Source organism: Bacillus sp. FJAT-27251 (assembly GCF_001273925.1).
Classification (GTDB): domain Bacteria; phylum Bacillota; class Bacilli; order Bacillales; family Cytobacillaceae; genus Mesobacillus_B.
Map to the genome: position 1 here is coordinate 852,374 of NZ_LIGG01000001.1, position 12,416 is coordinate 864,789.

Annotated in this window: 11 protein-coding genes; all 11 read right to left on the reverse strand. The window is 52.0% G+C overall.

The genetic code is table 11. The annotated features are described in order from the left end of the window. Positions 1-66: 66 nt before the first annotated feature. The 11 genes from ADU22_RS03985 to ADU22_RS04035 all read right to left on the reverse strand — a co-directional run bounded on the left by ADU22_RS03985 (position 67) and on the right by ADU22_RS04035 (position 12,310). Positions 67-369, reverse strand: coding sequence for a pore-forming ESAT-6 family protein (locus ADU22_RS03985; protein ID WP_053361020.1), 303 nt, complete (start codon positions 367-369; stop codon positions 67-69). A 36-nt stretch (positions 370-405) separates the two neighbouring features. Continuing rightward, positions 406-708, reverse strand: a complete 303-nt coding sequence (locus ADU22_RS03990; protein ID WP_053361021.1) for a WXG100 family type VII secretion target — start codon at positions 706-708, stop codon at positions 406-408. A gap of 238 nt (positions 709-946) precedes the next feature. Beyond that, positions 947-1,153: a hypothetical protein gene (locus ADU22_RS03995; RefSeq protein WP_231687842.1), complete on the reverse strand. Its 207-nt coding sequence runs from the start codon at positions 1,151-1,153 to the stop codon at positions 947-949. A gap of 13 nt (positions 1,154-1,166) precedes the next feature. Next, positions 1,167-2,588: an Mbeg1-like protein gene (locus tag ADU22_RS04000; RefSeq protein WP_053361022.1), complete on the reverse strand. Its 1,422-nt coding sequence runs from the start codon at positions 2,586-2,588 to the stop codon at positions 1,167-1,169. 4 nt (positions 2,589-2,592) lie between these two features. Then, positions 2,593-3,327, reverse strand: a complete 735-nt coding sequence (locus ADU22_RS04005) for a hypothetical protein (protein WP_053361023.1) — start codon at positions 3,325-3,327, stop codon at positions 2,593-2,595. A gap of 49 nt (positions 3,328-3,376) precedes the next feature. After that, positions 3,377-3,607 (reverse strand): methyltransferase, encoded by a 231-nt coding sequence (locus tag ADU22_RS04010; protein ID WP_231687843.1) that lies wholly within the window; start codon positions 3,605-3,607, stop codon positions 3,377-3,379. A gap of 165 nt (positions 3,608-3,772) precedes the next feature. Further along, positions 3,773-8,509 carry a type VII secretion protein EssC gene (gene essC / locus ADU22_RS24130; RefSeq protein WP_053361025.1) on the reverse strand — a complete coding sequence of 1,579 codons (4,737 nt, stop codon included), beginning with the start codon at positions 8,507-8,509 and terminating at the stop codon, positions 3,773-3,775. Between the two features lie 415 nt (positions 8,510-8,924). Continuing rightward, positions 8,925-9,530, reverse strand: coding sequence for a response regulator transcription factor (locus ADU22_RS04020; protein ID WP_053361026.1), 606 nt, complete (start codon positions 9,528-9,530; stop codon positions 8,925-8,927). Next, positions 9,530-10,663, reverse strand: coding sequence for a sensor histidine kinase (locus ADU22_RS04025; RefSeq protein ID WP_053361027.1), 1,134 nt, complete (start codon positions 10,661-10,663; stop codon positions 9,530-9,532). The genes ADU22_RS04020 and ADU22_RS04025 overlap by 1 nt, the downstream gene beginning before the upstream one ends. Before the next feature lie 5 nt (positions 10,664-10,668). Further along, positions 10,669-11,409, reverse strand: coding sequence for an ABC transporter permease (locus ADU22_RS04030; RefSeq protein WP_053361028.1), 741 nt, complete (start codon positions 11,407-11,409; stop codon positions 10,669-10,671). Between the two features lies 1 nt (position 11,410). After that, positions 11,411-12,310, reverse strand: coding sequence for an ABC transporter ATP-binding protein (locus ADU22_RS04035; protein WP_053361029.1), 900 nt, complete (start codon positions 12,308-12,310; stop codon positions 11,411-11,413). Between the last annotated feature and the right edge of the window lie 106 nt (positions 12,311-12,416).

Genomic DNA, 12,416 nt, shown 5'->3' on the forward strand with positions numbered 1-12,416 from the left:
TCATCGTGACCCGAATTACCGTTTCAGGGCACATTGAACCTCGCCCGTCACCCAAACCACAGCACACTACTTAAACGAACTCGCATTATTATTAATCGCTGTCTCAGCCTGGTTGTAGTTGGTTACGGTGTTGTCGAGGAATTTCGCATAGCTGTCGACCACCTGGCGATATTCTTCAAAGCGCGGTGCGAGTGCGTTGAAGTTGCCGCGGATGGTGTTGGACGAATCGGAATTCCAGGTTGACGCCAGTTGGTTCATTTCCTTTTTCATTTCCTCGAGTTTCATGGAAAGCTGCTGGTTCAGTGTGCGAATCTGGCCAGCGGTATTGCTCACCTCGCCGAGGGTAATTTTAATTCCTTCTCCTGCCATAGGTTCCACCTCCTCTTTATGCAATAGGCTTGCTGATTAGTTGGACAGTCTGCGCGCCTGGTTGATGACTTCGTTTTGCGTTTCGCGGTATGTTTTCGCGCTGAGCTTCAGGAACTCGGAATATTGGCGCATCAGGTTGGTCATTTTGACAAAGTCATCCTGAAAGCCTTTGATCTGGCTGACATAGGCGGTGTTATCCGTCCCTTGCCACGCCGCGCCCATTCCTTCGACTTCGCTGAAAAGCGCCTTGTAGGTTCTCTCGTAGTCCGCCGCCTGCTGGTCAATGCGGTTGGCAGCATTCTCAAGCCGTGATGGTTCTACCATGATCGATCTTGACATTTTTTTCACCTCCTTAAAATAGGCTGGGTCCTGCTATCAGGAATAAAACAGAGGAAATCAGGAATATATCTGGCATTATCAGGAATAAATTCACTACAATCAGGAATAAGTTCACCACAATCAGGAATATATCCATCGAAATCAGGAATAAATGCAAAACCACCGTTTTTCTTCCTGATTCAGAAGTGCTTTTCACAAGAGCAAAGCAGCTTCAGTACAAAACCCTTCGCAACCCCCCCTATATCCTCCGCAATTCACTCGACACGTTCCGGTATTTCTGCGCGGCACTGCGCAAACTGGAGGCGCATTGGGCCGAGCCGATGCCTTTGAACTCGCTTTGGATGCCCTGGGCGATGTCCTCGAGTTCGCGGGCGATGCTGTAGGACTCGGAGATGATCCGGTTCACCTTGCCTTTCAGCTTGGCGTCCATTTTTTTCACTTCCATCGTTCTTCCTCCTTTAAGTCCGCACACTATGGGCTTGCTGCGCAAGATAGCGTTCATTGCGCTGCAGCAGGTTGGCGGTGTTGTTCAGGTAGGAGATGCTCTGGGTGATCCGGTGGTCAAAGGATGTGCTGATGTCAGCCCGCAGCACATGGGTCAGCCCTAGGATGCCGGCTTCCCAGTACAGGCTGTCGATCATTTCGTTCAGGTGCGCCGTCCGCCGCTTCAGGTTCTGCAGGCGGTCGGCATAGTACTTCAGCCGGCCGATGTCCACGGAAATCACGGGCTCTACGTAGGCCGCACTTGCACTGCCCCCTGAAATCAGCCCGGCAAGCCCCGCAACCAGCCCCGCCGCCTGCTTGGCCACATCATCAAAGAACGAATTCAGCCTGCTTCTCAGGGCCTGGTTCATCTGCTGCAGCCCTGCAACCAGCCTGATCGACTCGTCGCGCAGGAATTTGGCTGTCCTCGCCAGCCCCTTGGCCGCGGCCGCCATGATATACGGCGTCACATTCTGCACGTAAATCGAGGCCTTTTTTAACAAAACCGGATTGGTCATCGACGCGCCGAACACGAGCCCTGCGGTCAGATAATTGATGCCGTCCCGCGACCAGTTCGCCCCTTTTTCCGAGCGGTCAAAATTGCCTTTATGGTCAAAGCCGCCCACAGCCGCCAGCCCATGAGTATAAAACGGGTTGAGCAGCTGGAAGATGTTGTCGCGCGGCTTCGTACCCACCGTTCTATCAACGTATGGAACATAGCCGAGCTGCGATACGGGGTCGAACTTGAACACGATGAATTCGTTGCGGTCGCCTTTCAGCGCTTCCTTCTGCCGGTCGGAAAGGTCCCACCAGTACAGCGGAGCTGCATTAATCACGTATGATTTCAGGTTGTCATCCAGGTTGTGCACAAACACATGGGAAGCCAGATTGCCGCCCTTTGAATGGCCAAGCACCAGCCTTTCGCCGTCAAGGTCCCCCATATAGTTCCGGTAAAAAGCGTTCGCCTCGTTCTGCTGCTGGATCGGGATGCCGACCCCGGCTTCAAGGTTGGACGACCAGTCGGTTTTGAGGTGGCCGAAGTTCCCCATCGATTCGCTGCCGCGGAACATCGCGACACTATTATCCTCCGAATCTTTGAAGGCGTAGCCGACAAAACCGGAGTCCGATTTACCCTTGGAATTATTCATTTCGTTCGGATTGAAATTTTCATAGCCGACCAGAGTGATCCCGCTTAGATTCGAATTTTCAAAGTTTACGCTGGTAATAAAGTCATTCAGCGTATGATACGTGTCATCTTTTTCATCAAAATTGTATTTGGCAGTCTGCCAGATTTGCTCAAGACTCTTGCCTTCAAGACGCTGGTTGTTCGGCAGGTCCACATACGAGAGGGTCAGGAGGACATGCTTTTCTTCATCTGTCAGTCGATCAAGGGACATGCGCTCACCCCTCTATTGGTTCGTAATATTCTTTTATTTGCTCCGGACTTTGAATGTCGAGCAGATTGTCGATCATGATCGTTCCATACACCTTCGCATCCAGGTTGGACCATGGCAGGTTGTTCACATTTGAAGTGCGGATATAGTTGGAAATGTCTTCGGATTCATCCACAAACCCTACGGTGACGCCATAGCTCTCCACTCCCAGCTCCTTCAGCTGCTGCTGCAGGGAGTAGATGCCGTCAAGGTACTCATCCACGTTCGGCTCGCCGGCCGTCTTGATTCCGATGTTCAAGGTGACGAGCGCTTCCTGGTTGCTTTTAAAATAGTCTTCTGCAGACATATCCATCATATCGGCGCTGTAATTGTCGCCCTGGACATACAGCAGCGTTTTGAACTGGGCATCACTGCCAAACTCTTTGGCGACAGCATCGCTGTATTTTTCGTCCAGCTCGTTCGACCACTTGGCGAGCGGGTAGCGGTCAAAAAAGCCGCCTTCCTGTGTTTTGCTTTCCCCCGCCAAAAACACAAGCTTGTCATTTCCTTCCGGATGGGCGACGATCTGGTCCTTCCCGTACATGTCCGGGAACAGGTCGCTCCCTTCCTTGCCGCCCTCGGCCACAAACTTGCTGTTATATTTTTCTTCCAGGTAGCTGATAATCTCACCTTCTGACTGCATGCAGCCGGTCCCCCCAATCATGACTAAAAAAATGATAATGGCGATTCTTGCTAGACCCATATAGCACCCTTCCTACTCTTTCTGAGCGAAGGCTTTAGTGCCCCGCCCGTTAAATCAGCATCAATTTCGTCCCGTTGGCGAGCCTGTTCTCGCCGACGGTACAGTTGATGTTTAAAATTTCCCCGTTGCTGCGGTCGCAGAGGATGGTGTCGGGAGTGGCCGCAAAATGGCCGTCCGACAGCTCCGTCAGCGTTCCGGCGAGCAGGTGGAGCACTTCATACAGCTTGCTCTCAAGCGGCAAAAACACGTCAAACTCCTTTTCCGCGGCCGGAACGTACACCTCGACCAGCACCTTATCCATGAAATTTCACCTTCCTATTCGCAGGCTTTTGGCTGCCACTGTACAAAAGCGGCGGCCGCATCTGCCTGTCATCCATGCATCTGCTGTCATCCATACATCTGCCTTCCATCCATGCATCTGCCTGTTACACATGAAACACTTATTTCACCCGTAAAAAACAGCCTCCTCATCCAGCTCCAGTGATGTCGCTAGCATTTTGACAAGCACTGGCTTGCCTTTTGCGACCACATAGCCGAAACCTTCGGGAACTTCGCCGTACATATCGGTGGAGATTTTCGCCTTAAGGATGAACTGGTCGGCGATGCCGCTGCCGATCCAGATAAAATCGCTAAGCGATACATGCTGCTTGAACCAGCTTTCGAACGAGTAGCCGCTCATTCTGTCGCTGCTGTCGGACAGGAGCACATGGACATTCAGGCCGCTGCCTTTTTCGAGAAAGACCTTGAGCTTGTCCTGGGCATCCGGCGACAAGGAGAGCAGGAGGTCACTGTACGCGTGGAGCAGGATGGTGATTTTATCAAACAGAAGCGGCTCAAGCCCTTCCACCATCCGGTCCTTGTTCGTATTGTTGCGGTACACAAGCTCATGAAACAGCTGCACCACCTGGCTCTCACACTGAGCCGGCTGTGCGGCATACTCGTACAGCCGGTTTTCGTCGGAAACAAACTGCTGGCTGCCATCAAGGACGATCACCTTTCCGTCCTTCAGCGACGAGAGCGCTTCGGCCGCGCCCTGCATGAACAGCGCTGTCATGTCGCTGCTTGCGGCAGCTGCGACAGAAATATATTCATTTTTCACATCAAACCGGCTGACAGCGAGCGAATTCTTTTCGATTCCAACCGCGAGGCGGCCCCTGCGGTCAAGCAGGTCGCCCTGCAGGTACTGAGAGTCGACCCTTTCAGGCAGAATTGGCACCCGTTTTGCTGCAGGGCCATTCCATGAAGAGGCCAGTTCGCGGCAATAGTCCGTGATGAACTGGTACATATTGCTGGTCACCCTGGTGATCAAGGATGTCTGGAACTCATAGGCGGCGTCCGTTTTAAACACGCCGCGCCCCTTGAATTTGGACGGATACACGCCGTCGGTGCTGCCGAGGATTCCCGAATACTCGGACATGTCGTTCAGCTGCAGCACGTACAGCTGCTTGAAATTCTGCAGCAGGCGGTAGCGGACGGCACCGGTATTGCTTGCTGTAAGGATAAAATAAATGCCGTATTTCACGCCCTCGCGCGTCAAGAAGGAAATCTGTTCTTCCTGGCTTTCGTACATTTCAGCGAATGCGGAGTAGTTATGGATTACGACGACAATGGACGCCAGGCCTTCCTCCGAAAGCTTGTTGTAGGTCACAAAGTCGCCGCCATACATCCCGAGAAGTTTCTTGCGGGTATCGATTTCGTCGGCGAGCATTTTCATCAGATTGCTGATTTTCTCGCTTTCATGCGAAAGGATCACATCGCCGACATGCGGCGCCTCGCGGAACCAGGATAGTGTCTCCGCCGAGAAGTCGAGCAGGTAAAAATTCACTTCCTCCGGCGTGTGCTCCTCCAACAACGAATAAATCATCGTCGCGATCATCGTCGTCTTCCCGCCGCCGGCCACTCCGTAGATGATGCCATTTCCGTCCCGTGTGATCGGCATCTTCATCACCATCTGGCGCTGGTTCGCCGGGTCGTCGTACTCGCCGATGACCGGGTTGAGGATGAAATTCTTCGTCCTTGCAGTCGGTGATTGCATTCCGGTACCCACCGCAGTTTGCGTTCCGGTTTGCGATGCAGTTTGCGTTCCGGTTCGCGATGCTGCTGTTCCTCCGGTTTCCGAGGCGGCAGCCACTTCGGCATGAGCCGGCTGCTGCTCCAGGTGCGAAGCATATTTTGTTTTTAATTCATCAAGATAAATCCGCGCCGGAATCGGCTCGAGCCACAGCTGGCGGACCGAGATGTTTTCCTGCTGGGCCAGATTGGCGAGATAGTCGGTGATTTCGTCAATCTGCTTCGGCGGATTTTCGGCGATATTTTTACGGCGGTCGATGCGCGCGCTTTTGACGACGCGGCCCAGCTCATCGATGACGACGATGCTGTCATCCTTCGACTTTTCAACCTTGTCGGACGGATAATACGGAGCCCCGGCCCAGGCTGACTGGCCAAGCTCGAACAATTCATTGAACCCGACCTGCAGGTAAAAGCGGCCTGTTGTCGACAGCTCGGCTGCGTCCGGGCGCTTGATTACTTCCATGGAATCCGCTTTTTCCTGGACTTTTAGCGAAATCCGGAATTTGCTGTTGCTCCAGATCTGGTCATCGACGACACCGGATGGCTTCTGGGTGGCAAGGATCAGGTGGACGCCAAGGCTTCGGCCAATCCGCGCCGCTGAGACAAGCTGCTCCATGAATTCCGGCTGCTGCGACTTGAGTTCGGCAAACTCGTCGGAAATGATGAACAAATGCTGCAGCGGCTCGGTGACAAGCCCTTCGCGATATAGTTTCTGATATTTATAGATATCGATATTGCTTTGGTCCAGGTCCCTTCCTGTCTGGCTGAAAATATTCTGGCGCCGCTTCAGCTCGCTCTGGATCGAGATCAGCGAGCGGTTGACGGCCGCTCCGTCGAGGTTGGTGATCGTCCCGGCCAGGTGCGGCAGGTCGGTGAACGCATTCGCCATGCCGCCGCCTTTATAGTCGATCAGGATGAAGGCGACTTCGTCCGGATGGTAGTTGACGGCGAGAGACAGAATGAACGTCATGATGAACTCACTCTTCCCGGAGCCGGTCATCCCGGCAATCAGGCCGTGCGGGCCATGATATTTTTCATGAAGGTCAAGCTTGAACAGCTCCCCGGAGTTGTCGACGCCGATCGGCGTTTCGATGCTCACGGTCGGATTGTTTTCCTTCCAGCGCGTCAAGGCGTTCAGGTGCTCAATCTTGCCGACGCCGAACATTTCGAGGAAGGTGAGCATTTCCGGCAGCACATACGCTTCCTGGGAAAGTGCCAGCTGGATGTTGCCAAGCGTGACGGCCAGCTCCTCGGCGTCTTCCTTCAAAACTTCTGCGTGGAATCCTATGTATTTGCCCGAGATGTCGTCTTTGTCGTAAATTTTCGACTCCCTGCCATTCACTTCGATGACATTGCAGCATTCCTTCGGCAGGTTTTGCAGCTCGTCATACAAAGCAATCAGGCTGTACCCTTCAACGCTTTTATCTTTTAACAGCAGGTTGACCAATTCCGCTTTGGACGCGAGGCTTTTGCTCATCGAGAACACGACGGTGTGCTGGTGCTGCGCTTCCTCAGCGGTGATCTCTTTTTCAAAATAAGCGGAAAGCTCCTTCGCCTCGCTTGGGTCGGTGGCGATGAAGCGGACGTTATGGCTGTCATTCCATACATGCGGCAGCCATTTGACAAACTTCCAGTCCTCCTGCTCGCTGTCGTCATACAAAAACACCAGCTTCAGTTCGTCATAGCTGTGCAGCGAAGCAAGCTGGAAAATCATGCCTTTGACGAAATCTTTGACTTCCTGTCTGCTGCCAATGATGCCAGTAATCTGGTCTTCGGTGAGCGACAGGGTGACCGGGACGTTTTTCAGCACTTTCGGCGCAGAAGCAAGCTCGTACAGCTTGTCCTGGAGATTGTCGTCTTCAAGCTGGAATTTTTTCTCCGGATAGCGGATGTCGGCGTTCAGCGGCAGGTTCCCGAGCCCAAGGCGGATTTTCAGGAAGTCGTCCTGGCCGATGCCCCGCTCCCACAGGTTCCGCTCGCGGTTTTTGATTCTGCCGATACAATTATCGAGCGTCACATGGTTCTCGTGAAGAATCTCGCTTTGGTATGCACATTCCTTCTCGATCACGTGTTTCATTTCTTCCAGGTAGGCTGAGTACTTTTCCTGGCGGTGCTTTTCCTGTTTGAGCTTTTTCTTCTTTTCATACTTCTTTGTCAAAATCGGCCAGAGAACGGTCCCAATCAGCATCGAAATGCTCATCACCAGCATTGGCAGCGCCATCCTCATATCGCCGTTATTGCTCGTCACATTCTGGATCATGATCAGGGCGGTGAACAGTGACGCCATCCCCATCGTGACCGACGGCCCAATCAGGAGCGCAAGCGGCGTTTCATCCGGGTTCGGCTGCTGCGGCGGCGGGKCGATTTTAATCAGCGCCGTTGAGACGTCGCGCTTGAAGCGGGGCGAGCGGTAAAACAATCCTTCCTTTTCGGGAGAAAGGCCAAATTCTTCAAGCTCTGTTTCTTCTTCGATGACAGGCTTTTCGGGGAGGAACGGCTCAAGCGCACGGCTGTCGAGGAACACCGCACCATGCGGATTGTTCAGGCTGAGCAATCGGCCGTTGAAGATGATCTTCAGGCCCATAATCAAAATCACATCGCCAACCTCAAGCTGCCTTTCCTTGATGGCCTCACCGTTCACATACGTTCCATTCGAAGAATCGAGGTCCCTGATGACCGCCTGTCCGTCCGGAGTGTAGTGGATGATGCAGTGTGAACCAGACACCAGCTTGTTGGAAAAGCAGATATGGTTTTCCTTTGAGCGGCCAATTTTGATGATATTGGCAATAGCCGTATGCTTTGTATATTGGTTGCGGCCCTGGGTTGGCGGCTCCACATACAGAAGGGCTGAAGACGACTTGGGATCTCCGCGGTGAATCGTATAGGTTTTGAAAGGCTCAAGCCTTGTTCTGCCGAGGATTTCCTGCTGCTCATTTTTTAGGCAGGCATTTTTATTGGATTTCAGGTGCCATTGCCCTTCCTCGGCTTCGACGGCCATCAGCTCCACCGGATTCCCATCCTCATCCTCGGTGGTGAGCACATACCTTCCGGTTACCCGCTCCGGCAGGACCAGGTTGAACGCTTTATCCCGGTCAAACAATGTCAGTATCACAATCTATCTCTCCCTATTTGCCAATGTATCCATGCTGCTGCCCAGTTTCCCATGAAGCCTGGCTTTTTGCTTATTCTGGGTATTATGTAAAATGCAATAGTTAAATATGAATATTCAGTGAAAATTGGCTCTTAGTATATAAATATCTTACAATATCCACCAGTCAAGGAGAACAATCGCCGGGTAAATTGGGGAAAGATGGGTGTTTAGACCTAAAATACCCGTTTTAAATTGGAATAAACTTGATATTTTATAGGTATTTTTCGACAAAGACCAACAATAATAGGTATATAGCTTTAGCTCTTTCGACACAATCTTATGAAATACCGCATATAAAGATGCTGCCMGCCAGGAAGCCTTGTCATATTTCGCGCAAAAGAAAACCAGCTCCAACTCTAGTTGGAACTGGCGTCCTCTAGCGAATCCAGCCTCTTTCTTTTGCAACCGTCACGGCTTCGACCCGGTTTTTCACGTCCAGTTTATTGAGGATCTCGGACATATAGTTGCGGACCGTCCCTGCTGACAGATAGAGGCGGGCGGAGATTTCCTTTGAGGTACACCCTTCGGAGGCAAGCTTCAGGACCTCCTGTTCCCGTTCTGTCAGCGGATTGTCTTCCTTCATGCTTCCGAAGATAAGCTCGGGGGCAAACTCACGCTTTCCTTTCATCACGCTGCGGATGCACTCGGCAAGCTCGTCGCTTGAGCCATCCTTCAAAAGATAGCCATGGACTCCGGCTTTTACCGCCCGTTCAAAATAGCCCGGACGAGCGAAGGTGGTTAAAATGATCACCTTGCATGGCGAATGAAGCCTTTTGATTGCTTCCGCCACTTCCAGCCCGCTTTTGTAGGGCATTTCGATATCGAGGAGGCAGACATCCGGCTGAAGCGAAAGGATCATTTCCAGTGCTTCGTTGCCATTGGCCGCCTGGCCGATTACCTCGAGGTCGTCTTCAAATGACAGCAGGGAGCCAAGAGCGCCCCTCAGCATTCCCTGGTCCTCGGCAATCATCAGTTTTATCATTATCCTGCACCCGCCCTTTTTTCTTTTACAATAAGTGGGACCGCAATGTACAACTGCGCTCCTTGCCCTGAAGCGACCGACAGTCTTCCATCAATCAATCGCAGCCTTTCCTGGATGCCTTTTAAGCCATTTCCATCAGAGCTTTCTCCGCTAAAGCCTTTGCCATCGTCCATGACGGACAGGAGGATTTCCCCCTCGCCCTTCGACAGCTGGATCCTGCAGGCTGATGCCGCACTGTGCTTGACCACATTGGTCACCGCCTCGCGCAGGCACATGCTGAGGATGTTCTGTGTCAGCCCCGGAACTCCTTCAAGCTTTGAGTCCCCATCAAACTCAAGCCTAATCCCGGCGGCCTCGAGGATGGATTCCGCCTCAACCAGTTCCTCGGCCACGGTGATCGCCCGCATGTCCGAGACAAGCTCCCTCACCTGTTTCAGCGCGGAACGCGATGTTCTTTCGATCTCCTTCGCCTCAAGCTTTGCCTTTTCACTATCCTTGCTGATCAGTTTATGGACCAGCTGGCTTTTCAGCGTGATCATCGACAAAGTATGGCCAAGCGTATCATGCAGGTCCCTGGCGATGCGCATCCGCTCTTCCTGCTTGACAAGCTCCCTGATCTGCTCGTTGGCTTCATCCAGCTTCCGCTCCAGCTCCATGCGGCTGTTCATCGAACGGATGCCGAAGGGGGAAATCAGCATGATGAAGATGAAGATAGCGAAATAATAGGCCCTTTCCTGGATGACTCCATCCAGATGGACCAAAACGGGCGCGGAAATCGCGAGGGCAAACAGGCATAAGGCCCGGTAAAATTTCTTTTTGTCGTCATACCAGCCGATAAAGTTGGCCGGGAAGAAGCCCAAAAATAGGGAATTCAGATTATAAAAGATGGAAAGGACGAGAATTATGCCCACCTGGACAACAAGCCAGGGAGTGTAGCTCTTTTTTCCAAATGAAGCATACAGCTGCCGGTAGCTCACTAGGAAAAGCAGCAGAAGCAGATAGCCAAAAGCCATTTTCCAACCCTCTTCTTCTGCCACATAGTAAAAGGGCATGAACAGGTAGACAAGGAATACATATGGAAAAAAACCATACTTAGCAGGGAAAATCTCAAACTTCCTTTTCTTTTCMCCCATAAATCTTACACCGCCGCTTCCTGTTGTCTCCTTACATAACTTGATAGTAACACGAACAGGAAAAGATACCCATATAAAAGAATGATATTCATCCATTCCGGGCTTCCGCCGCGGACGATTTCCCATGCTCCATTCCCAAAATGATAAGCAGGGAGCCATTTGCCGATATTCTGGATGATATCCGGCATGATTTCCATCGGCATCCACATGCCGCCTGTGATGGCCAGGAGCATATAAATCACATTGGACACTCCTGACGCTGTATCCACCTTTTTCATCGTGCCAACCAGTGTACCGACTGCCATGAACGTGAACGATCCTGCCAGAAGCCATAGTCCGCTTGACAGCCATTGCCCAGCCGAAAGGGATATGCCGTTGGCGACTGCTCCCACCACAAAAATCACGATAATCGAGATCATATGGATGACGGTCTGGCCAGCCATTTTGGCGATGAAGTAGGAGTGGTCCGGCAGCGGCGTGACTTTCATCAGTACCGACCAGCCTTGTGCCCTCTCTTCGACCAGCCTGATTCCAAGGGTCATGATGCCCGACCCCATTAGGCTGAAAGCAGTCATGCTCATCAGGTAATGTGCCTGCCAAACTTTTTGGTCATCGACCGGGGTATGAAAGATCTTCGTAAAAACGACATAGAACAGAAGCGGCATGGCCAGGGACCAGAAGACGTAATAGGGGTTTCTCAGGATTCGGATGACCTCGACTTTGCACTGCATCATGAAAGCTTTCATCTTAGACGGCCTCCTTATTGGCGGTCAATTGTTCAAATGCATCTTCAAGTTTGCCTCGCTGAATTTGAATGTCGGAGACAGGAAGGCCCATTTTGAAAAGGGCTGCCAGAACAGCGTCGCTGTCCTCGGTCACGAGGCTGATGCGCCCGTCCTTCTCATACACGCCGCTGACATGTGGAAGGCTGTTTAGTTCTGTTAGGGAAATCAGTGAATTTGCGGCAAAGGAAACAGACTGCCTCGTCAGTTTGGCGGTGATTTCCCTTGGGGTGCCGTCGCCGATAATCTTGCCGCCGGCAAACAGGATCACCCGCCCCGCGGCATCCTCTGCCTCCTGCAAATAATGCGTCGTAAAAAGGATTGTTTTGCCTTTTTCCTGGAGATGTTTAACACTTTCCCAGAAAAGCTTCCTGGAGGTTACGTCCAGGCCAACCGTCGGTTCATCAAAAAACAGCAGTTCCGGATCTCCCGCCATCGCGAGCGCAAAGCCGAGCCGCCTTTTTTGGCCGCCGGACAGTTTATTGGCCCGCTTTTCCAGTTCATCGTCACTCAATGCTGTCAGGGTAATCAGCTCCTGGTACGGCATTGGGGAGGGATAGTAGCTCCTGAATAGCTGGATTACTTCCCTGGTTTTTAGAGCATCGATCACACTTACCTCCTGAAGCATCGCCCCGATTTTTTCGCGTACCCTTTTTTCTTTTGGATGCTTATCAAACAGCCTGACGCTTCCGCTTGTTGGCTCCAGCAGACCAAGCATCATCATGATGGAGGTCGTTTTGCCAGCCCCGTTCGGGCCGAGGATCGCGACAACTTCCCCTTTGCCGATTGTAAAAGAAACATTGTCCACTGCCGTTTTATTCTTGAATTCCTTTGTGACCTTGTTCATTTGTAAGATGTGTTCCATTTCGCCACCTCCGCTGTATGTATCTTCATTTTAAATTGATGGAAGCATTTGGATTAGTGGATTCTGTCACCTTTTCACATGACAATTGTCATCAATGCGGAGGGGA

Bases quoted from the DNA above. Each gene is read 5' to 3' on its own strand.
- ADU22_RS04000 (WP_053361022.1), bottom strand. From the start codon at position 2,588: ATGTCCCTTGATCGACTGACAGATGAAGAAAAGCATGTCCTCCTGACC.
- ADU22_RS03985 (WP_053361020.1), bottom strand. From the start codon at position 369: ATGGCAGGAGAAGGAATTAAAATTACCCTCGGCGAGGTGAGCAATACC.
- ADU22_RS03995 (WP_231687842.1), bottom strand. From the start codon at position 1,153: ATGGAAGTGAAAAAAATGGACGCCAAGCTGAAAGGCAAGGTGAACCGG.
- ADU22_RS03990 (WP_053361021.1), bottom strand. From the start codon at position 708: ATGTCAAGATCGATCATGGTAGAACCATCACGGCTTGAGAATGCTGCC.
- ADU22_RS04005 (WP_053361023.1), bottom strand. From the start codon at position 3,327: ATGGGTCTAGCAAGAATCGCCATTATCATTTTTTTAGTCATGATTGGG.
- ADU22_RS04020 (WP_053361026.1), bottom strand. From the start codon at position 9,530: ATGATAAAACTGATGATTGCCGAGGACCAGGGAATGCTGAGGGGCGCT.
- ADU22_RS04030 (WP_053361028.1), bottom strand. From the start codon at position 11,409: ATGAAAGCTTTCATGATGCAGTGCAAAGTCGAGGTCATCCGAATCCTG.
- ADU22_RS04035 (WP_053361029.1), bottom strand. From the start codon at position 12,310: ATGGAACACATCTTACAAATGAACAAGGTCACAAAGGAATTCAAGAAT.